14 protein-coding genes and 1 riboswitch are annotated in these 17,707 nt (G+C 72.4%); of the genes, 7 read left to right on the forward strand and 7 right to left on the reverse strand.

Annotation, left to right across the window (positions count from 1 at the left end):
* Window positions 1-22: 22 nt before the first annotated feature.
* Window positions 23-3,607 (reverse strand): cobaltochelatase subunit CobN, encoded by a 3,585-nt coding sequence (cobN, locus tag L0P92_RS01385; RefSeq protein WP_234760511.1) that lies wholly within the window; start codon window positions 3,605-3,607, stop codon window positions 23-25.
* Window positions 3,608-3,641: 34 nt separating this feature from the next.
* Window positions 3,642-3,792: riboswitch (cobalamin riboswitch) on the reverse strand.
* Between the two features lie 73 nt (window positions 3,793-3,865).
* Between cobN and L0P92_RS01390 the strand changes: the two genes are divergently transcribed.
* From L0P92_RS01390 to L0P92_RS01400, 3 genes are read left to right on the forward strand one after another with little or no spacing between them, the layout of a single operon-like run.
* Window positions 3,866-5,140 (forward strand): ferredoxin-like domain-containing protein, encoded by a 1,275-nt coding sequence (locus tag L0P92_RS01390; RefSeq protein ID WP_234760512.1) that lies wholly within the window; start codon window positions 3,866-3,868, stop codon window positions 5,138-5,140.
* Window positions 5,130-5,774, forward strand: coding sequence for a precorrin-8X methylmutase (locus tag L0P92_RS01395; protein ID WP_234760513.1), 645 nt, complete (start codon window positions 5,130-5,132; stop codon window positions 5,772-5,774). The genes L0P92_RS01390 and L0P92_RS01395 overlap by 11 nt, the downstream gene beginning before the upstream one ends.
* Window positions 5,771-7,258: a precorrin-2 C(20)-methyltransferase gene (locus L0P92_RS01400; protein ID WP_234760514.1), complete on the forward strand. Its 1,488-nt coding sequence runs from the start codon at window positions 5,771-5,773 to the stop codon at window positions 7,256-7,258. Before L0P92_RS01395 ends, L0P92_RS01400 begins: the two co-directional genes overlap by 4 nt.
* Here L0P92_RS01400 and nicT read toward each other — a convergent pair.
* Complete coding sequence (nicT, locus tag L0P92_RS01405; protein ID WP_234760560.1) at window positions 7,243-8,355, reverse strand: Nickel transporter NicT; 1,113 nt, start codon at window positions 8,353-8,355, stop codon at window positions 7,243-7,245. The genes L0P92_RS01400 and nicT overlap by 16 nt on opposite strands.
* Window positions 8,356-8,468: 113 nt before the next feature.
* A complete protein-coding gene (locus L0P92_RS01410; RefSeq protein WP_234760515.1) occupies window positions 8,469-9,230 on the reverse strand; it encodes a cobalt-precorrin-6A reductase in 762 nt (253 codons plus the stop codon).
* A 30-nt stretch (window positions 9,231-9,260) separates the two neighbouring features.
* On the opposite strand from L0P92_RS01410, the gene L0P92_RS01415 reads away from it, so the two are divergent.
* Window positions 9,261-10,388 carry a cobalt-precorrin-5B (C(1))-methyltransferase gene (locus L0P92_RS01415; protein WP_234760516.1) on the forward strand — a complete coding sequence of 376 codons (1,128 nt, stop codon included), beginning with the start codon at window positions 9,261-9,263 and terminating at the stop codon, window positions 10,386-10,388.
* Window positions 10,389-10,499: 111 nt separating this feature from the next.
* On the opposite strand, the gene cobM is transcribed toward L0P92_RS01415, so the two are convergent.
* Together cobM and cbiE are read right to left on the reverse strand one after the other, a co-directional pair.
* Window positions 10,500-11,249 (reverse strand): precorrin-4 C(11)-methyltransferase, encoded by a 750-nt coding sequence (gene cobM, locus L0P92_RS01420; protein ID WP_234760517.1) that lies wholly within the window; start codon window positions 11,247-11,249, stop codon window positions 10,500-10,502.
* Complete coding sequence (cbiE, locus tag L0P92_RS01425) at window positions 11,246-12,520, reverse strand: precorrin-6y C5,15-methyltransferase (decarboxylating) subunit CbiE (protein WP_234760518.1); 1,275 nt, start codon at window positions 12,518-12,520, stop codon at window positions 11,246-11,248. Before cbiE ends, cobM begins: the two co-directional genes overlap by 4 nt.
* 145 nt (window positions 12,521-12,665) lie before the next feature.
* Here cbiE and tsaD point away from each other — a divergent pair, with 145 nt between their 5' ends.
* Window positions 12,666-13,733, forward strand: coding sequence for a tRNA (adenosine(37)-N6)-threonylcarbamoyltransferase complex transferase subunit TsaD (tsaD, locus tag L0P92_RS01430; protein WP_234760519.1), 1,068 nt, complete (start codon window positions 12,666-12,668; stop codon window positions 13,731-13,733).
* A 7-nt stretch (window positions 13,734-13,740) separates the two neighbouring features.
* On the opposite strand, the gene L0P92_RS01435 is transcribed toward tsaD, so the two are convergent.
* Window positions 13,741-14,220 (reverse strand): DUF6194 family protein, encoded by a 480-nt coding sequence (locus tag L0P92_RS01435; protein WP_234760520.1) that lies wholly within the window; start codon window positions 14,218-14,220, stop codon window positions 13,741-13,743.
* A gap of 27 nt (window positions 14,221-14,247) precedes the next feature.
* Between L0P92_RS01435 and L0P92_RS01440 the strand changes: the two genes are divergently transcribed.
* Window positions 14,248-15,009: a MerR family transcriptional regulator gene (locus L0P92_RS01440; protein ID WP_308289594.1), complete on the forward strand. Its 762-nt coding sequence runs from the start codon at window positions 14,248-14,250 to the stop codon at window positions 15,007-15,009.
* Window positions 15,010-15,070: 61 nt separating this feature from the next.
* Window positions 15,071-17,176, forward strand: a complete 2,106-nt coding sequence (gene ligA / locus L0P92_RS01445) for an NAD-dependent DNA ligase LigA (protein WP_234760522.1) — start codon at window positions 15,071-15,073, stop codon at window positions 17,174-17,176.
* Here ligA and L0P92_RS01450 read toward each other — a convergent pair whose 3' ends face one another.
* Window positions 17,177-17,449 carry a DUF6355 family natural product biosynthesis protein gene (locus tag L0P92_RS01450; protein ID WP_372497190.1) on the reverse strand — a complete coding sequence of 91 codons (273 nt, stop codon included), beginning with the start codon at window positions 17,447-17,449 and terminating at the stop codon, window positions 17,177-17,179. It lies immediately after the preceding gene.
* Between the last annotated feature and the right edge of the window lie 258 nt (window positions 17,450-17,707).

Consider the following 17,707-nt stretch of genomic DNA (forward strand, 5'->3'; position numbering starts at 1 on the left):
TGTCACGTGCGGCGGCTGTGCCTCACTCGCCGCCCTCCAGGTCACCCTCCGTCTCCAGGTACACCTGCCGCAGCGCCTCCAGCACCGCCGGGTCCGGCTTCTCCCACATGCCGCGCGACTCCGCCTCCAGCAGCCGCTCGGCGATGCCGTGCAGCGCCCAGGGGTTGGCCTCCTGGAGGAACTCGCGGTTGGTGGGGTCCAGGACGTAGGTCTCGGTGAGCTTGTCGTACATCCAGTCGGCGATCACGCCGGTCGTGGCGTCGTAGCCGAACAGGTAGTCCACGGTGGCGGCGAGCTCGAAGGCGCCCTTGTAGCCGTGGCGGCGCATCGCCTCGATCCACTTCGGGTTGACGACACGGGCGCGGAAGACGCGCGAGGTCTCCTCGACGAGCGTGCGGGTGCGGACCGTCTCGGGCCGCGTGGAGTCGCCGATGTACGCCTCGGGGGCGGTGCCGCGCAGGGCGCGGACGGTGGCCACCATGCCGCCGTGGTACTGGAAGTAGTCGTCGGAGTCGGCGATGTCGTGCTCACGGGTGTCCGTGTTCTTCGCCGCGACCGCGATCCGCTTGTACGCCGTCTCCATCTCGTCGCGCGCCGGACGGCCGTCGAGTTCACGGCCGTAGGCGTAGCCGCCCCAGACGGTGTAGACCTCGGCGAGGTCGGCGTCGGTGCGCCAGTCGCGGGAGTCGATGAGCTGGAGGAGTCCGGCGCCGTAGGTGCCGGGGCGGGAGCCGAAGATACGGGTGGTGGCGCGGCGTTCGTCGCCGTGGGCCGCGAGGTCGGCCTGGACGTGGGCGCGCACGTGGTTGGCCTCGGCGGGCTCCTCCAGCGAGGCGGCGAGCCGTACGGCGTCGTCGAGCAGGCCGATCGTGTGCGGGAAGGCGTCCCGGAAGAAGCCCGAGATGCGCAGGGTCACGTCGATGCGCGGGCGGCCCAGCTCCTCGTACGGAATGGCCTCCAGGCCCGTCACGCGGCGCGAGGCGTCGTCCCAGACCGGGCGGACGCCGAGCAGCGCAAGGGCCTCGGCGACGTCGTCGCCCGCCGTGCGCATGGCGCTCGTGCCCCACAGGGAGAGGCCGACGGAGGTGGGCCAGTCGCCGTTGTCGGTGCGGTAGCGCTCCAGCAGCGAGTCCGCGAGGGCCTGGCCGGTCTCCCAGGCGAGGCGGGACGGGACGGCCTTGGGGTCGACCGAGTAGAAGTTGCGGCCGGTCGGAAGGACGTTGACCAGGCCGCGCAGGGGGGAACCGGAGGGGCCTGCGGGGACGAAGCCGCCGTTCAGGGCGTGCAGGGCGTGGTCGAGTTCGGCGGTGGTCGCGGCGAGGCGGGGGACGACCTCGCGGGCGGCGAACTCCAGGATGGCGGCGACCTGTTCGCCGTGCTCGGTGGGCACGGCGGCCGGGTCCCAGCCGGCGTCGTCCATCGCCTGGACCAGCGCGCGGGCCTTGTCCTCGGCCTCGTCGGCGGTCGTACGGGTCGCGGCGGACTCATCCAGGCCGAGGGCCTCGCGCAGGCCAGGCAGGGCGGTGGTGCCGCCCCAGATCTGGCGGGCGCGGAGGACGGCGAGGACGAGGTTGACCCGGTCGGCGCCCTGCGGCGGCGCGCCGAGGACGTGCAGGCCGTCGCGGATCTGGGCGTCCTTGACCTCGCACAGCCAGCCGTCGACGTGCAGCAGGAAGTCGTCGAAGCCGTCGTCGTCGGGGCGGTCGTCCATGCCGAGGTCGTGGTCGAGCTTGGCGGCCTGGATGAGGGTCCAGATCTGGGCGCGGATGGCCGGGAGCTTGGCCGGGTCCATGGAGGAGATCTGGGCGTACTCGTCGAGGAGTTGCTCCAGGCGCGCGATGTCGCCGTAGGAGTCGGCGCGGGCCATCGGCGGCACGAGGTGGTCGATGAGGGTGGCGTGCACGCGGCGCTTGGCCTGGGTGCCCTCGCCGGGGTCGTTGACCAGGAACGGGTAGATCAGCGGCAGGTCGCCGAGGGCCGCGTCGGGGCCGCAGGCGGCGGACAGGCCGGCGTTCTTGCCGGGCAGCCACTCCAGGTTGCCGTGCTTGCCGAGGTGGATCATCGCGTCGGCGCCGAATCCGCCGTCCTCGGCGCGGGCCGCGATCCAGCGGTAGGCGGCGAGGTAGTGGTGCGAGGGCGGGAGGTCCGGGTCGTGGTAGATGGCGATGGGGTTCTCGCCGAAGCCGCGCGGGGGCTGGATGAGGATCAGCAGGTTGCCGAAGCGCAGGGCCGCGAGGACGATGTCGCCCTCCTCGTTGCGGCTGCGGTCGACGAACATCTCGCCGGGCGCCGGGCCCCAGTGCTCCTCGACGGCCGTCCGCAGCTCCTCGGGCAGCGTGGCGAACCAGCGCCGGTAGTCGGCCGCCGGGATCCGCACCGGGTTGCGGGCCAGCTGCTCCTCGGTGAGCCAGTTCTGGTCGTGGCCGCCGGCCTCGATGAGCGCCCGGATCAGCTCGTCGCCGTCGCCGGAGACCAGGCCGGGGATGTCGGTGTCGCCGAAGTCGTAGCCCTCGGCCTTCAGGCGCCTGAGCAGTGCGACCGCGCTGGCGGGGGTGTCGAGTCCGACCGCGTTGCCGATCCGGGAGTGCTTGGTCGGGTAGGCGGACAGGACCAGGGCCAGGCGCTTGTCGGCGGCCGGGATGTGGCGAAGCCGGGCGTGGCGTACGGCGATTCCGGCGACGCGCGCGGCACGCTCGGGGTCGGCGACGTAGGCGGGCAGGCCGTCGGCGTCGATCTCCTTGAAGGAGAACGGCACGGTGATGAGCCGGCCGTCGAACTCGGGCACGGCGATCTGGCTGGCCGCGTCGAGCGGGGAGACGCCCTCGTCGTTCTCCTCCCAGGCGGAGCGGGATCCGGTCAGGCACAGGGCCTGGAGGATCGGCACGTCGAGGGAGGTCAGGGCGCCCGCGTCCCAGGACTCGTCGTCGCCGCCGGCGGATGCCTCGGCGGGCTTGGTGCCGCCCGCGGCGAGGACGGTGGTGACGATGGCGTCGGCGGCGCGCAGTTCGTCGATCAGCTCGGGCTCGGGAGCCCGCAGGGAAGCGACGTACAGCGGCAGCGGCCGGCCGCCCGCGTCCTCGATCGCGTCGCACAGGGCACCCACGAACGCCGTGTTGCCGCTCATGTGGTGGGCGCGGTAGTAGAGCACGGCGATCGTCGGGCCCTCGGCGCGGGACTCGCGCTCCAACGGGCCCCAGCTCGGCGCGGCCGCCGGTGCCTCGAAGCCGTGTCCGGTCAGCAGGACCGTGTCCGACAGGAAGCGGGCGAGCTGCTCCAGGTTGGCCGGGCCGCCGTGGGCGAGGTAGGCGTGGGCCTCGGCGGCGATGCCGACGGGGACCGTGGAGGCGGCCATCAGCTGGGCGTCCGGGGCCTGTTCGCCGGTGAGGACGACGACCGGGCGGCCGTCGGCGAGCAGCAGGTCGAGGCCCTCCTGCCAGGCGCGCAGACCGCCGAGGAGACGTACGACGACCAGGTCGACGCCGTCGAGGAGCGCGGGCAGGTCGTCGAGCGGGAGGCGGGCGGGGTTGGCGAAGCGGTACGGGACCGGGCCGTTCGCCGCGCGGGCGCTGAGCAGGTCGGTGTCGGACGTCGACAGCAGAAGGATCATGCGGCGTCGGCCTTCCTCGGGGTGTCCGCGCCCCGGGTGGTGTCTGACGGCGGGAGTTCCTGACTCACCCGACCCCGGAGGGGTGGGCTCACAGTGGCGGGACCGCGCCGGATTCGCACCGGCTTCCTCCCCTGTCGCCGTCGTGGCGGTGGCGGACCGGATGATCCACCGAGAAGCATAGTAAGGGCCACGGGAACAGCCGTGGGCATGCGGAGGCGGCGGCATACGGTCGCCGGGGCGGTCGGTATGCTCGCCGCCATGTCCACGCCCTCCATCCGTCCGTCGTCCCAGGCCACAGGGGTCACACGGGACCGCGACGACGCATGCCCGGGCGCATTGAGGCTCCACACGGCGGACGACGGCGCACTCGCCCGGATCCGGATTCCCGGGGGTGTGCTCCAGGTCGGTCAGGCCCGGGAGATCGGCCGCGCGGCGCTCGAACTCGGCGACGGAGAGCTGCATCTGACCTCGCGCGGCAACCTCCAGTTGCGCGGTCTGCAGACCGGCTGCGGCGGGGAGTTGGCGAGCCGGCTCGAGGCGGCCGGGCTGCTGCCCTCGTGGCGGCACGAGCGGGTGCGCAATGTCGTGGCCTCGCCGCTGTCGGGGCTGGACGGGCGCGGCTTCGCCGACGTACGGCCGTGGCTGCGGGCGTTGGACGAGCTGCTGTGCGCGAGCGAGGCGGCGGCCCGGCTGTCCGGGCGGTTCCTGTTCGCGCTCGACGACGGGCGCGGGGACGTGGCGGGGCTCGACGCGGACGTGACACTGCGGGCCGCGCCGGACGGGGGTGTGTGGCTGCGGCTCGGAGCCGCCGATTCCGTCGCGGTCCTGTCCGCCGAGGACGCGCCTCTGGCCGCGTTGCTCGCCGCCGAGGTGTTCCTGGAGGCGAGTGCCGGACAGGTCTGGCGCGTGTCCGAACTCCCGGCCCCGGCCGATGAGTTGGCGCACGAGGTCGTACGGCGACTTGGGGCCGGGCTCGCCTCGCCGTACGAAGCCTCCTGGCCGCTCGCGAGCGAGCCGTCCCCCTCCCCCGGCGTCGTCACCGGCCCCGAAGGCGCGACCAGCCTCTCCGTCCTCGCCCCGCTGGGCCGCCTCACCGCCGCCCAGTGGACCGCGCTGACGGCGGCCGCATCCGGGGAACTGCGCCTGACACCTTGGCGTGGAGTGATCCTTCCCACAGTGCGCTCCGACCGGCTTCCCGGCCTAGACTCCGTCGGTCTGATCACGGATCCGGCCTCCCCCTGGCTCGGCGTCGGTGCCTGCATCGGACGGCCCGGTTGCGCCAAGTCGCGAGCGGACATCCGTACGGACGCGGCCGCGTCGCTCACCGCGGGCGGCGGGCTTCCGGCGTACTGGTCCGGCTGCGAGCGCCGTTGCGGCCGTCCGCGCGGCGATCACGTGGACGTCGTCGCGGCCCCGGACGGCGGCTACCTGATCTCCGTCGTGGAAGGCGGCCGGGTTCGCGCCACGACCACGACCGACAACCCATCGAAGCTCGCCGCCGACCTGGCGGCGGCCCGCACGCATGACCTGTAGGAGCACGGTGTTCGAGTACGAGAAGGACGGCGCGGCGATCTACCGCCAGTCCTTTGCCACCATCCGCGCGGAGGCGGACCTCGCGGGCCTGCCCGCCGACGTCAGCCAGGTCGCGGTGCGGATGATCCACGCCTGCGGGATGGTCGACCTCGTGCGCGACCTCGCGTACACGCCCCAGGTGGTGGCCCGTGCCAGGGAGGCCCTGCGGGCCGGTGCGCCCATCTTCACCGATGTGCAGATGGTGGCCAGCGGCGTGACCCGTAAGCGGCTGCCCGCCGACAACGACGTGCTGTGCACCCTGTCCGACCCGGCCGTGCCCGAACTGGCCGCGAAGATGGGCACCACGCGCAGCGCGGCCGCCATGGAACTGTGGCGGGACCGTCTCGAGGGTTCCGTGGTCGCCGTCGGGAACGCGCCGACCTCGCTGTTCCGGCTCCTGGAGATGATCGAGGAGGGCGCTCCCCGCCCGGCCGCCGTCATAGGTGTGCCGGTGGGGTTCGTGGGGGCCGCCGAGTCGAAGGAGGCGCTCGCGGAGCATCCGTCGGGCCTTGAGCACCTGATCGTCCGTGGCCGACGCGGGGGCAGCGCCATCGCCGCCGCCGCGCTCAACGCTATCGCGAGTGAGGAAGAGTGAGCGGGAAGCTGTACGGCGTCGGGCTGGGCCCCGGCGATCCGTCGTTGATGACCGTGCGCGCGGTGGAGGTCATCGCCGAGGCGGACGTGATCGCGTACCACAGTGCGCGGCACGGGCGGTCCATCGCCCGTTCGATCGCGGCGAAGCACATCCAGGAACGGCACGTCGAGGAGCGGCTGGTCTACCCGGTCACCACCGAGACCACCGACCACCCCGGCGGCTACCAGGGCGCCATCGACGACTTCTACGCGGAGGCCGCCGCCCGGCTGGCCGCGCACCTCGACGCCGGCCGGACGGTCGCCGTCCTCGCGGAGGGCGACCCGCTCTTCTACGGCTCCTACATGCACATGCACAAGCGGCTCGCGGACCGCTACGACACCGAGGTCATCCCCGGTGTCACCTCCGTGTCCGCCGCAGCGGCCCGTCTGGGCACCCCGCTCGCGGAGGGCGAGGAGGTGCTGACCATCCTGCCGGGCACCCTGCCCGAGGAGGAGCTGACCGCGCGGCTCGCCGCCACGGACGCGGCGGTGGTGATGAAGCTGGGCCGCACCTTCACCAAGGTGCGCGGAGCGCTGGAGAGTTCGGGCCGGCTGGGCGAGGCGCGGTATGTCGAGCGGGCCACGATGAGCGGTGAGCGGCTGGCCGAACTGGCCGACGTGGACGCGGAGTCGGTGCCGTACTTCTCGGTCGCGGTGCTGCCGAGCCAGGTCGACGCCGAGCCTGAGGTGCGGGAACTGGGCGAGGTCGTCGTGGTCGGGACCGGTCCGGCCGGTCCGCTGTGGCTGACTCCCGAGACACGGGGCGCGCTGGCCGCCGCCGACGACCTGGTCGGCTACACCACGTACCTGGACCGGGTGCCGGTCCGTCCGGGTCAGCTCCGGCACGGCTCGGACAACCGGGTCGAGTCCGAGCGGGCCGAGTTCGCGCTGCAACTGGCCCGGCGGGGGCGGCGGGTGGCCGTCGTCTCCGGGGGCGATCCTGGGATCTTCGCGATGGCCACGGCCGTCCTGGAGGTGGCGTCGGAGGAGGCGTACGCGGACATCCCGGTGCGGGTGCTGCCCGGGGTGACCGCCGCCAACGCGGCCGCCGCCCGAGCGGGCGCCCCGCTCGGCCACGACTACGCCACCATCTCCCTCTCCGACCGGCTCAAGCCCTGGGAGGTCATCGCCGAGCGGCTGCACGCGGCGGCCTCGGCGGATCTGGTGCTGGCCCTGTACAACCCGGGCTCGCGCAGCCGTACCTGGCAGGTGGCCAAGGCCCGCGAGCTGCTCCTGGAGCACCGGGCGCCCGAGACCCCGGTCGTGGTCGCACGTGATGTCGGCGGGTCCGGGGAGCGGGTGCGGATCGTGCCGCTGGCCGACCTCGATCCGGCCGAGGTCGACATGCGCACGATCCTGCTGGTCGGCTCCTCGCAGACGCGGGTCGTACGGCGCGGGGACGGCGAGGACGTCGTCTGGACGCCGCGCCGCTACCCGGACGCGTGAGACGCGGGCGCCTGCTCGGCTCCCTGTTCGGCGGGGGTGGGTCCCTGGGCCATCCCCGCCGTCCACTTCTCCTCGATCCGGCCGACCTTCCACACCAGCAGGGCGATGGCCCAGGTGGCGAAGAACAGGCCGACGACTACGTATCCGATGACGTTGAGGTCGAGTCCGGCGACCCGGTCCCAGAAGGCGCCGTGCAGGTGTGCCTTCTCGGCGACCAGGCCCAGCAGTTCGACGGTGCCGATGATGAGGGCGACGGCCACGGACAGGCCGGTCACGGTGAGGTTGTAGAAGACCTTGCGGACCGGCCTGGAGAAGGCCCAGCCGTAGGCGAAGTTCATGAACGAGCCGTCGATGGTGTCCAGCAGCGACATGCCGGCCGCGAACAGGACCGGCAGACAGAGGATCGCGTACCAGGGCAGACCGGAGGCGGCACCCGAGCCGGCGAGGACCAGCAGGGCGATCTCGGTGGCCGTGTCGAAGCCGAGGCCGAACAGCATGCCCAGGGGGTACATCTGCCAGGGCCTGGTGATCGACTTCATGACGCGGCCGAGGAGACGGTTCATGAAGCCGCGCCTGTCGAGCTGTTCCTCCAGGGCGGCCTCGTCGAAGTGGCCGGAGCGCATCTGCCGGAACACCTTCCAGATACCGGCCATGATCACCAAGTTGATGATCGCGATGAGGTAGAGGAAGGCCCCGGAGACGGTGGTGCCGATCCAGCCGGTGAGGTCGTGCAGCCGCGACCCGTCGTCCGTGACCGGACCGGCCAGTGCCTTCACGCCCAGGGAGAGCAGGAGGGCGAGGACGAAGACGATGCTGGAGTGGCCGAGCGAGAACCAGAAGCCGACCGACAGCGGCCGCTGCCCCTCGCTCATCAGCTTGCGGGTGGTGTTGTCGATGGCGGCGATGTGGTCGGCGTCGAAGGCGTGCCGCATGCCCAGCGTGTACGCGGTGACGCCGATGCCGATCCCGAACGACTTCGCACCGAGGCTGTAGTGGTGCGGGGCCACGATCACGACCAGCGTGAACCAGCCGATGACGTGCAGCGCCAGGATGAACGCGGCCATCGAGCCGAGGCTCGTCCACTCCTTGCGGGTCATCGAGGCGCGGACGCGCTGCCATCTCGTCGTTCGGTTCTCTTCAGCCACACCCTTGAGCCTGCTGCAACTGGCTTGCAGGTAAAAGAAGTACGCGGCAAAGCTCGGGTCAGGTTTCAGCCAGCGGCCGGGAAAGCGGGACGGGTGGCCAGCCAGCGCAGCGCCTGCTCGGATTCGGCCACGACCCGTACACCATCGGGGACCGGTGGCCTGCGCACCACGACCACGGGCACCCCGGCCTCGCGTGCGGCCCGCAGCTTCGGCGCGGTCGCCGCTCCCCCGCTGTCCTTCGTGACGACCACGTCGATCCGGTGCCGGCGCAGCAGTTCGCGTTCCCCGTCGAGGGTGAACGGGCCGCGGTCGAGGAGCACCTCCATACGGGGCGGGTGCGGCGGCTCGGGCGCGTCCACGGACCGTACGAGGAACCACAGGTCGGTGAGGTCCGCGAAGGCCGCGAGACCCATGCGCCCGGTCGTCAGGAACACGCGCCGGCCGATCCCCGGTAGCGACCGTGCCGCCTCCTCCAGCGACTCGACCTCGCGCCAGTCGTCCCCCGCGACCGGGACCCAGCCGGGGCGGCGCAGTGCGAGCAGGGGAACATGGGCGGTGGCGGCGGCCCGCGCCGCGTTGAAACTGATCCTCCCGGCGAAAGGGTGCGTGGCGTCGATGAGCGCGTCCACCTCGTGCTCACGCAGCCACGCGGCGAGCCCGTCGGCGCCGCCGAAGCCGCCCACGCGTACCTCGCCGGGCGGCAGCCGGGGCGCGGACACCCGTCCGGCCAGCGAGTTCGTCACCCGCAGCCCGGGCACGGGCTCGGCCGCCAGCAGTTCGGCGAGGCGTCGGGCCTCGGTGGTCCCGCCCAGAATCAGTACGTGCACGAAGTTCGGTTCCCTTCCGAAGAGTGAGGCATGACGAGCGAGGCCAAGGGCGGCCGCGGCGCCCAACTCAAGCACACCGGTCTACGGCACGGCTGGACGACCGGCGCCTGCGCGACGGCGGCGACGACGGCCGCGTACACGGCGCTGCTGACCGGGGACTTTCCCGACCCGGTGCAGATCGCGCTGCCCAAGGGCCAGACGCCGTCCTTCGCCCTGGCGGCCGAGGAGCTGACGGACACGTACGCCATGGCAGGCATCGTGAAGGACGCGGGCGACGATCCGGACGTCACCCACGGCGCGCTGGTCCGGGCGACCGTGCGGCGGCTGCCCGCGGGGGCCGGGGTCGTCTTCAAGGCGGGCCCCGGCGTGGGGACGATCACCCGGCCCGGACTGCCGCTGCCCGTCGGTGAACCGGCCGTCAACCCCGTGCCCCGGCAGATGATGCGCGACCACGTCGCCCTGGTCGCGCGGCGGTACGGCGGCAGCGGTGACGTCGAGATCACCGTCTCCGTGGACCACGGCGAGGAGATCGCCCGCTCCACCTGGAACCCTCGTCTGGGCATCCTCGGCGGCCTCTCCATCCTCGGCACCACGGGCATCGTGGTCCCCTACTCCTGCTCGGCGTGGATCGACTCCATCCGGCGCGGCGTGGACGTCGCGCGGGCGGCCGGGCGCACCCACGTGGCCGGCTGCACCGGCTCCACCTCGGAGAAGACGGTCGTCGCCGCGTACGGCCTCCCCGAGGACGCCCTGCTCGACATGGGCGACTTCGCGGGCGCGGTCCTGAAGTACGTCCGCCGCCACCCCGTCGACCGCCTCACGATCTGCGGGGGCTTCGCCAAACTCTCCAAGCTGGCCGCCGGCCACCTCGACCTGCACTCCGCCCGCTCCCAGGTCGACAAGGGCTTCCTGGCCGACCTGGCCCGACACGGCGGCGCCGACGAGGCCCTGGCGACCGAGGTCGCGAACGCCAACACCGGCCTGGCCGCCCTCCAGTCGTGCGCGGCGGCCGGCGTCCCACTGGGCGACCTGGTGGCGCTCAGGGCCCGCGACGAGGCCCTGTCCGTACTGCGGGGCGCGCCCGTCGCGGTAGACGTGATCTGCATCGACCGCGCGGGCACGATAGTGGGCCGCAGCACGGTGAACGGACCTCACTGATCCCGGCGCCGGCCGCCGCAACGCCCCTCAAAGGGGCGCGGGGAACTGCGCGACCAGCCACACGAGCCCGCACACGAAAGACAACACATCGCGGCACTTCCAGCGGGCCACCTAGCAAACGTGCCGCTCCCGCTCCGGCGAGTACAAGTGGCTGTCCCGGAACTGCTCCGCCCCCAGCGTCCGCCCAACCATGATCACAGCCGTGCGCAGCACACCGGCCTCCTTCACCTGCCCGGCGATCTCATCGAGCGTGCCTCGGATGATCACCTCGTCGGGACGCGAGGCGTAGGCGACCACGGCGGCGGGGCAGTCGGCACCGTAGTGCGGAAGGAGCTCCTCCACCACCCGGTCCACATACCTGGCGGCGAGGTGGAGCACGATGAGCGCCCCGCTGCGGCCGAGGGTGGCGAGGTCCTCGCCGTCGGGCATGGCGGTGGCGCGGTGGGCGATACGGGTGAGGATGACCGTCTGACCGACCGTCGGCACGGTCAGTTCCCGCTTCAGAGAGGCCGCCGCGGCTGCGAAGGCGGGCACGCCGGGGACGACCTCGTACGGCACTCCAGCCGCGTCCAGCCGCCGCATCTGCTCGGCGACCGCGCTGAACACGGACGGGTCGCCCGAGTGCAGCCGCGCCACGTCGTGCCCCGCTTCATGGGCCTGGACCAACTCGGCGGTGATCTCGTCGAGGTTGAGCTCCGCGGTGTCCACCAGCCGTGCGTCCGGCGGGCATTCGGCGAGCAGCTCGCGGGGCACCAGGCTGCCCGCGTACAGGCAGACCTGGCAGGCGGCGAGCGTACGGGCGCCACGCACCGTGATCAGGTCGGCGGCACCGGGGCCGGCACCGATGAAGTACACGGTCATCTGTCTGCTCCTGGAAGGGGGTCGAGGGTTCGCTGCTCTTTGCGCACGGCCCACTGGGTCACCGGCATCGCCTGACGCCAGCCGGTGAAGCCGCCCACGGGAACGGCGTGTGCCACGGCGAGCCGCACCAGCTCGCCACCGTGGCGCCGGTGGGCGTCGGCGAGCAGCGCCTCCGACTCCAGCGTCACGGTGTTGGCGACGAGGCGTCCGCCCGTGGGCAGCGCCTCCCAGCAGGCGTCGAGGAGGCCGGGCGCGGTGAGTCCCCCGCCGATGAACACCGCGTCCGGCGTGGGCAGTTCGGCCAGGACGGCGGGCGCGGCGCCGGTGAGGACGCGCAGCCCGGGCACGCCGAGCCGGTCGGCGTTGTGGGTGATGCGCTCGGCGCGCACCGGGTCGCGTTCGACGGTGACCGCACGGCACGAGGGGTGTGTGCGCATCCACTCGATCGCGATCGACCCGGACCCGCCGCCGACGTCCCACAGCAGCTCACCGGGCGCGGGCGCGAGCACGCCCAGCGTGGCGGCGCGGATGTGGCGTTTGGTGAGCTGCCCGTCGTGCTCGTAGGCGGTGTCGGGCAGTCCGGGTACGGCGCCGAGACGGGGTGCGTCGGGGGCGCGGTGGCATTCGACGGCGACGATGTTGAGCGGGTCGCCGGGCTCGTCGTGCCAGTCGTCGGCGGTGGTCGAGGCGGTCGTACGTTCCTTCTCGCCGCCGAGTTGTTCCAGTACCCGCATCCGGCTGGGTCCGTAACCGCGGTCCCGGAGCAGGGCGGCGACCTCGGCGGGGGTGCCGGCGTCGGCGCTGAGCACCAGGAGCCGTCGGCCCTCGTGCAGAGCCGCTGCGAGGCGGGCGGCGGGCCGGCCGACCAGCGTGACGACCTCGACGGCCTCCAGCGGCCAGCCGAGGCGGGCGCAGGCGTGGGAGACGGAGGAGGGGTGCGGCAGGACGTGCACGGCTCCGGCGCCGAGGACCTCGGTGAGGGCGCGTCCGATGCCGTAGAACATGGGGTCTCCGCTGGCCAGTACGGCGACGCGGCGGCCGACGTGGGCGGCGAGGAGGCCGGGGATCGCGGGCCGCAGCGGTGAGGGCCAGGTGATGCGCTGCGCGGCGCACTCGGGCGGCAGCAGGTCCAGTTGACGCGGGGCGCCGATGACGACCTCGGCGTCCAGCAAGGCGGTGCGGGAGCCGTCCGGGACGCCTTCCCAGCCGTCGGCACCGATCCCGACGACGGTCACGGCGGCGGGCGGCGGGGCGGGGCGTGCGGGGGTCACTGCGCGGTACCTCGGGGTTCGGAAAGGGCAACGGAGAGGCACTCTACGGGGCGGTGGCCTGCGTGTCCTTAGTCGGGTACGCATTCAAGGCGATCTTATTGCAGAATACTTGCAGTTACTTTTTCTCCGCAGAAAGAGTGTGCATATGGCTTCTCCGATCGTGCTCGGCATCGAGTCGTCCTGCGACGAGACCGGTGCCGGGTTGGTCCGGGGTGGGCGGCTGTTGGGGCATGCGGTGGCGTCGAGCATGGAGGAATACGCCCGTTTCGGCGGGGTGGTGCCCGAGATCGCCTCACGGGCTCATCTGCACGCCCTGCGCCCGGTGGTCCGGCAGGCGCTGGCCGAGGCCGGCCTGACACTGTCCGACATCGGCGCCGTAGCCGTCACCACCGGCCCGGGTCTGTCGGGCGCGCTCCAGGTGGGCCTGGCCGGGGCGAAGGGCCTCGCCTACGCGCTGGACGTGCCGCTGTACGGCGTCCACCACCTGGCCGGCCATGTCGCCGCCGACACCCTGGAACACGGACCGTTGCCCGACCCCTGCATGGTGCTGATCGTCTCCGGCGGCCACACCTCCCTCCTCCTCGTCCGCGATCTGGCCCGCGATCGGATCGTCCATCTCGGCGACACCCTCGACGACGCGGCCGGGGAGTGCTTCGACAAGGTGGCGCGGGTCTTCGGACTGCCGTATCCCGGCGGCCCCGCCATCGACCGGGCAGCGCGCGCCGGGGATCCGCGCGCCGTCCCCTTCCCGCGCCCGCTCACCGGCCCGCGCGACGAGCCGTACGCCTTCTCCTTCTCGGGCCTGAAGACGGCCGCCGCCCGCTGGGCCGAGGGCCATGCGCACGGGCGGCTGCCGGTGGCCGACGGCGCGGCCTCTCTGCAGGAGGCGGTCGCCGACGTGCTGACCCGCAAGGCGGTCGCGGCCTGTGCCGAGTACGGCGTGCAGACGCTGGTGGTGGTCGGCGGAGTCGCCGCGAACTCGCGCGTGCGATCACTGGCCGAGGAGCGCTGCCGGGCGGCCAGGATCGAACTGCGGGTGCCGCCGCTGCGGCTGTGCACGGACAACGGCGCGATGATCGCCGCCGTGGGCGACCTCCTCGTACGGGCCGGAGCCGAACCCGCCCCGCTGGACGTGTCGACCGACCCGTCGGCACCCCTGGAGTACGCGGCCCTCCACCCGGTCGCGGCCGGGGCGAAGGCGGTGGCGGCCTGACGCCTGCCTACGCCGGATCCTCCTGGGAGGCCCGTCGCTCGTGGCGTGTGCGGGCCAAGTGCCAGGCCCCGCACAGCAGTTCACGGACGGCGGCGTCCGTGCCCGGGCCCGGGTTGACCACTGCCAGCCAGCCGGCGGTCCCGTAGACGGGGTGCGCCATCACGGTGTCGGTGGCGCTGAGGTCGGCCTCGCCGGTGCCGGGTTCGCGCGGTGCGCGGCCGGTCCACCTGGTGAACTCCTCCTTCCCGGCGGCGATGTTCACACGGAAGGTGTCCGCGCGGTCCAGACGTGATGCCTCGTCGCCGGGGTAGTTCTTGGTCACGATCGTCACGAACGGTTGGGTCGTCGTCGGGACGACGCCATCGGGTGCGTAGTAGAAGAACGTGTCGCCCCAGCTGATCTCGGGCGAGCCGTCGCCGGGTGCGGGCCTGAGGGTCAGGACGCCGTCGAGGGCGTCGACATAGCCGATGATCTCGTCCATGGTCATGTGCTCCAGCGTTGCATTGCAGTGCTTGTGGAGACTTGGAACACTCAAGGGAAGGGTTTCTGGTTGAGAAGTCTCAAATCAGGTGATCTGCGTACCGGTGACGTCGCACGGCACGTCGGGTGCTCCGTGCAGCAGGTGCGCAATCTCGAACGCGATGGTGTGCTGCCGCCGGCGACGCGCACGGCCAAGGGCTACCGGATCTACGGGGAGACACATCTGCGGTCCGCACTGGCCTACCGCGCGCTGGCGGCGGGCACGGGTCCGACCGAGGCCAAGAAGATCGTTCGGGCCGTCCACCGGTCCCCGCTCCCGGAGGTCCTCGCCCTGCTCGACGCGGCGCACGCCCGGCTCGACGCGGAGCGCACGGATCTGAGAGAGGCCAAGGAGGCCGCACGGGAGATCTCCGACGAGCCGATCGACGACGTACGGGCGTCGGACTCGATGGGCGTCTCCGAACTCGCCGCCGCGCTCGGCGTCCGCCCTTCGACCTTGCGGCACTGGGACGCGGAGGGTGTCGTCGTCGCGGATCGCGACCCCGCGCGCGGGACGCGCCGGTACACACCGGTCCAGGTGCGTGACGCGCGGATCGTGCACCAACTGCGCAGGGCCGGTTACCGCATCGCGCCTCTGCGGGCCCTCATGCCGGAGCTGCGCCGCGCGCGCCGTACCGAGGATCTCGACGCCGCGCTGGCCGCCAGGGACGCCGACATCACGGCTCGGTCCCTGGCCCTGCTCGACGGGGCCGCAGCGCTGAGCGCGCTGCTGTCGCCGGGCGGCCGAGGGACCTGAACGCGAGGAGCGAAGCCGCAGGTCAGGGGCGTTGTCAGTGGTGGCGGGCAGGATGGTCGGCATGACAACACCAGTTGCGCAGATCGTGGACGCCGCCGGCTACGCGCAGGCGGTCGAGGACGTCGTACAGGCCGCTGCCGCCTACTACACGGACGGCACTTCCCCACTGGACGACGACGCCTACGACCGGTTGGTGAGAGAGATCTCCGCGTGGGAGGCCGACCATCCCGACGAGGTGCTGCCCGGCTCGCCGACGGGGAAGGTCGCCGGTGGCGCCGTCGAGGGCGACGTGCCGCACACGGTCGCGATGCTGAGCCTGGACAACGTGTTCTCGCCCGAGCAGTTCACGGCCTGGACGGCCTCGCTGGCCCGCCGCATCGGACACGAGGCAGAGCGCTTCAGCGTCGAGCCGAAACTCGACGGTCTGGCCATCGCGGCCCGCTACACGCGCGGACGGCTGACGCGGCTGATCACCCGGGGTGACGGGACGGCCGGGGAGGACGTCTCGCACACCATGGGAACCATCGAGGGCCTGCCCGACACACTGGCCGAACCCGTCGACGTCGAGGTGCGCGGCGAAGTCCTCATGACGAACGCGCAGTTCGAGCACGCCAACGAGGTACGCACCGCGCACGGCGGCCAGCCCTTCGCCAACCCCCGCAACGCGGCCGCGGGCACCCTGCGGGCCAAGGACCGCGCCTACACGGTCCCGATGACGTTCTTCGGCTACGGCCTGCTGCCGCTGCCCGGAACCGACGACGCTCTGGCCGCACGGCTGGACGACCTCGCGCACAGTGAGCTCATGGCCTTCGCGGCCGAGCTGGGCGTGAACACCACCGCCACCACCCCGGTGCCCGGCATCACCGCGACCGCCACCGCCGACGTGCTGGCCCGGGTGCAGGAGATCGCCGCGTTGCGCGCCGGACTGCCGTTCGGGATCGACGGCATCGTCATCAAGGCCGACCACTCAGCCGACCAGAAGGCCGCCGGGTCCGGATCGCGGGCCCCGCGCTGGGCCATCGCCTACAAGCTCCCCGCCGTGGAGAAGATCACCCGGCTGCTGGACGTCGAGTGGAACGTGGGCCGCACCGGCATCATCGCCCCTCGCGCCGTTCTGGAGCCGGTCGAGATCGACGGCTCCACCATCAGCTACGCCACACTCCACAACCCGGCCGACATCACCCGGCGTGACCTGCGGATGGGCGACCAGGTGATGGTGCACCGCGCCGGTGACGTGATCCCGCGCGTCGAGGCCCCGGTCGCGCATCTGCGCACCGGCGACGAGAAGCCGATCGTCTTCCCGCAAGAGTGCCCGCGCTGTGGTTCGGGCATCGACACCAGTCAGGAGCGCTGGCGGTGCGAGCAGGGCCGCAACTGCCACCTGGTCGCCTCGCTCTCCTACGCCGCGGGCCGCGACCAGCTCGACATCGAGGGCCTCGGCGCCACCCGCGTCGTGCAGCTGGTCGAGGCCTGCCTCGTCACCGACCTCTCCGACCTGTTCACCCTCACCCGCGACCAGCTCCTCGGCCTGGACCGGATGGGCGAGACCAGCACCGACAACCTGATCGCCGCCCTCGCCACGGCGAGGACCCGGCCGCTGTCGCGCGTGCTGTGCGCCCTGGGAGTGCGCGGCACGGGCCGCTCCATGTCCCGCCGTATAGCCCGGTACTTCGCGACGATGGACAACATCCGTGCCGCCGACGCCGACCAGTTGCAGCGGGTCGAGGGCATCGGCGCGGAGAAGGCGCCCTCGATCGTCGCCGAACTGGCCGAGCTCGCCCGGCTGATCGACAGGCTCGCCGCGGCCGGGGTGAACATGACCGAGCCGGGCGCCACGTTCCCGCCCGTGGACGCCGCGGGCGGCACCGACACGGTCACCGGCGCCGACGACGTTGCCGACGGCACCCCGGCCGCCGGGCCGCTCGCCGGGATGACCGTCGTGGTCACCGGCGCCATGACCGGCCCGCTGGAGAAGCGCAGCCGCAACCAGGTGAACGAACTCGTCGAACGGGCCGGCGGCCGCTCCTCCTCCAGCGTCTCCAGGAAGACCAGCCTGGTGGTCGCCGGCGACGGGGCTGGATCCAAGCGCACCAAGGCCGAGGACCTCGGTATCCGCCTCGCCACGCCCGACGAGTTCGCTCTCCTCGTCGCCGACTTCCTGGACTGATCAGCAGGTGCGGTTCACGTAGTGAGCGCCCTGGATCTTGTCCGCCGAGCCCAGCCAGGTCCTGCCCGGCCCGACACACCGCTCGTAGTCGGGCGCCTGGGCGACTCGCACCTGGATGACCACACGCGAGCCGTCGGACGTGCAGTGGTTGTAGTAGGCGTCGGAGCTGGTCTCGTAGAAGCCGCACGGGTCGGCCGCCGAGGGGCTCGCCTGGGCGGTCACCGCGCCGAGGGAGGTGAGCACGAGGGCGGCGGAACCGAGGGCACCGGTCACGATACGACGAAGACTCAAGGGGGACTCCTTGGGGCAGGGAGGCAGCCGGTCTCGAAGGCCGTTCCCGAAGGTCGGCGTCGAAGGTCGGCCTCGACGGTTGGCCTCGACGGTTGGCCTGGAAGATCTGCTGCCTGCCGGTCAGTTGGATACCGGCACAAGGATCACCGTGCGGCCCGGCCTCGTTGATCGAACATCGCGACGTTCACCTGGCGAATCGTTCGGCCTGTCCTCGATCGGCTGATCTTGCCTCGTTTTGGA

Origin of the sequence: Streptomyces muensis (assembly GCF_021474425.1) — a bacterium.
Taxonomy (GTDB): Bacteria; Actinomycetota; Actinomycetes; order Streptomycetales; family Streptomycetaceae; genus Streptomyces; species Streptomyces muensis.

What these genes read in the sequence shown, in the direction of transcription:
- cobN (WP_234760511.1), bottom strand. Translation starts at nt 3,607, where the DNA reads ATGATCCTTCTGCTGTCGACGTCCGACACCGACCTGCTCAGCGCCCGC.
- L0P92_RS01390 (WP_234760512.1), top strand. Translation starts at nt 3,866, where the DNA reads ATGTCCACGCCCTCCATCCGTCCGTCGTCCCAGGCCACAGGGGTCACA.
- L0P92_RS01395 (WP_234760513.1), top strand. Translation starts at nt 5,130, where the DNA reads ATGACCTGTAGGAGCACGGTGTTCGAGTACGAGAAGGACGGCGCGGCG.
- nicT (WP_234760560.1), bottom strand. Translation starts at nt 8,355, where the DNA reads ATGACCCGCAAGGAGTGGACGAGCCTCGGCTCGATGGCCGCGTTCATC.
- L0P92_RS01415 (WP_234760516.1), top strand. Translation starts at nt 9,261, where the DNA reads ATGACGAGCGAGGCCAAGGGCGGCCGCGGCGCCCAACTCAAGCACACC.
- cobM (WP_234760517.1), bottom strand. Translation starts at nt 11,249, where the DNA reads ATGACCGTGTACTTCATCGGTGCCGGCCCCGGTGCCGCCGACCTGATC.
- tsaD (WP_234760519.1), top strand. Translation starts at nt 12,666, where the DNA reads ATGGCTTCTCCGATCGTGCTCGGCATCGAGTCGTCCTGCGACGAGACC.
- L0P92_RS01435 (WP_234760520.1), bottom strand. Translation starts at nt 14,220, where the DNA reads ATGACCATGGACGAGATCATCGGCTATGTCGACGCCCTCGACGGCGTC.
- ligA (WP_234760522.1), top strand. Translation starts at nt 15,071, where the DNA reads ATGACAACACCAGTTGCGCAGATCGTGGACGCCGCCGGCTACGCGCAG.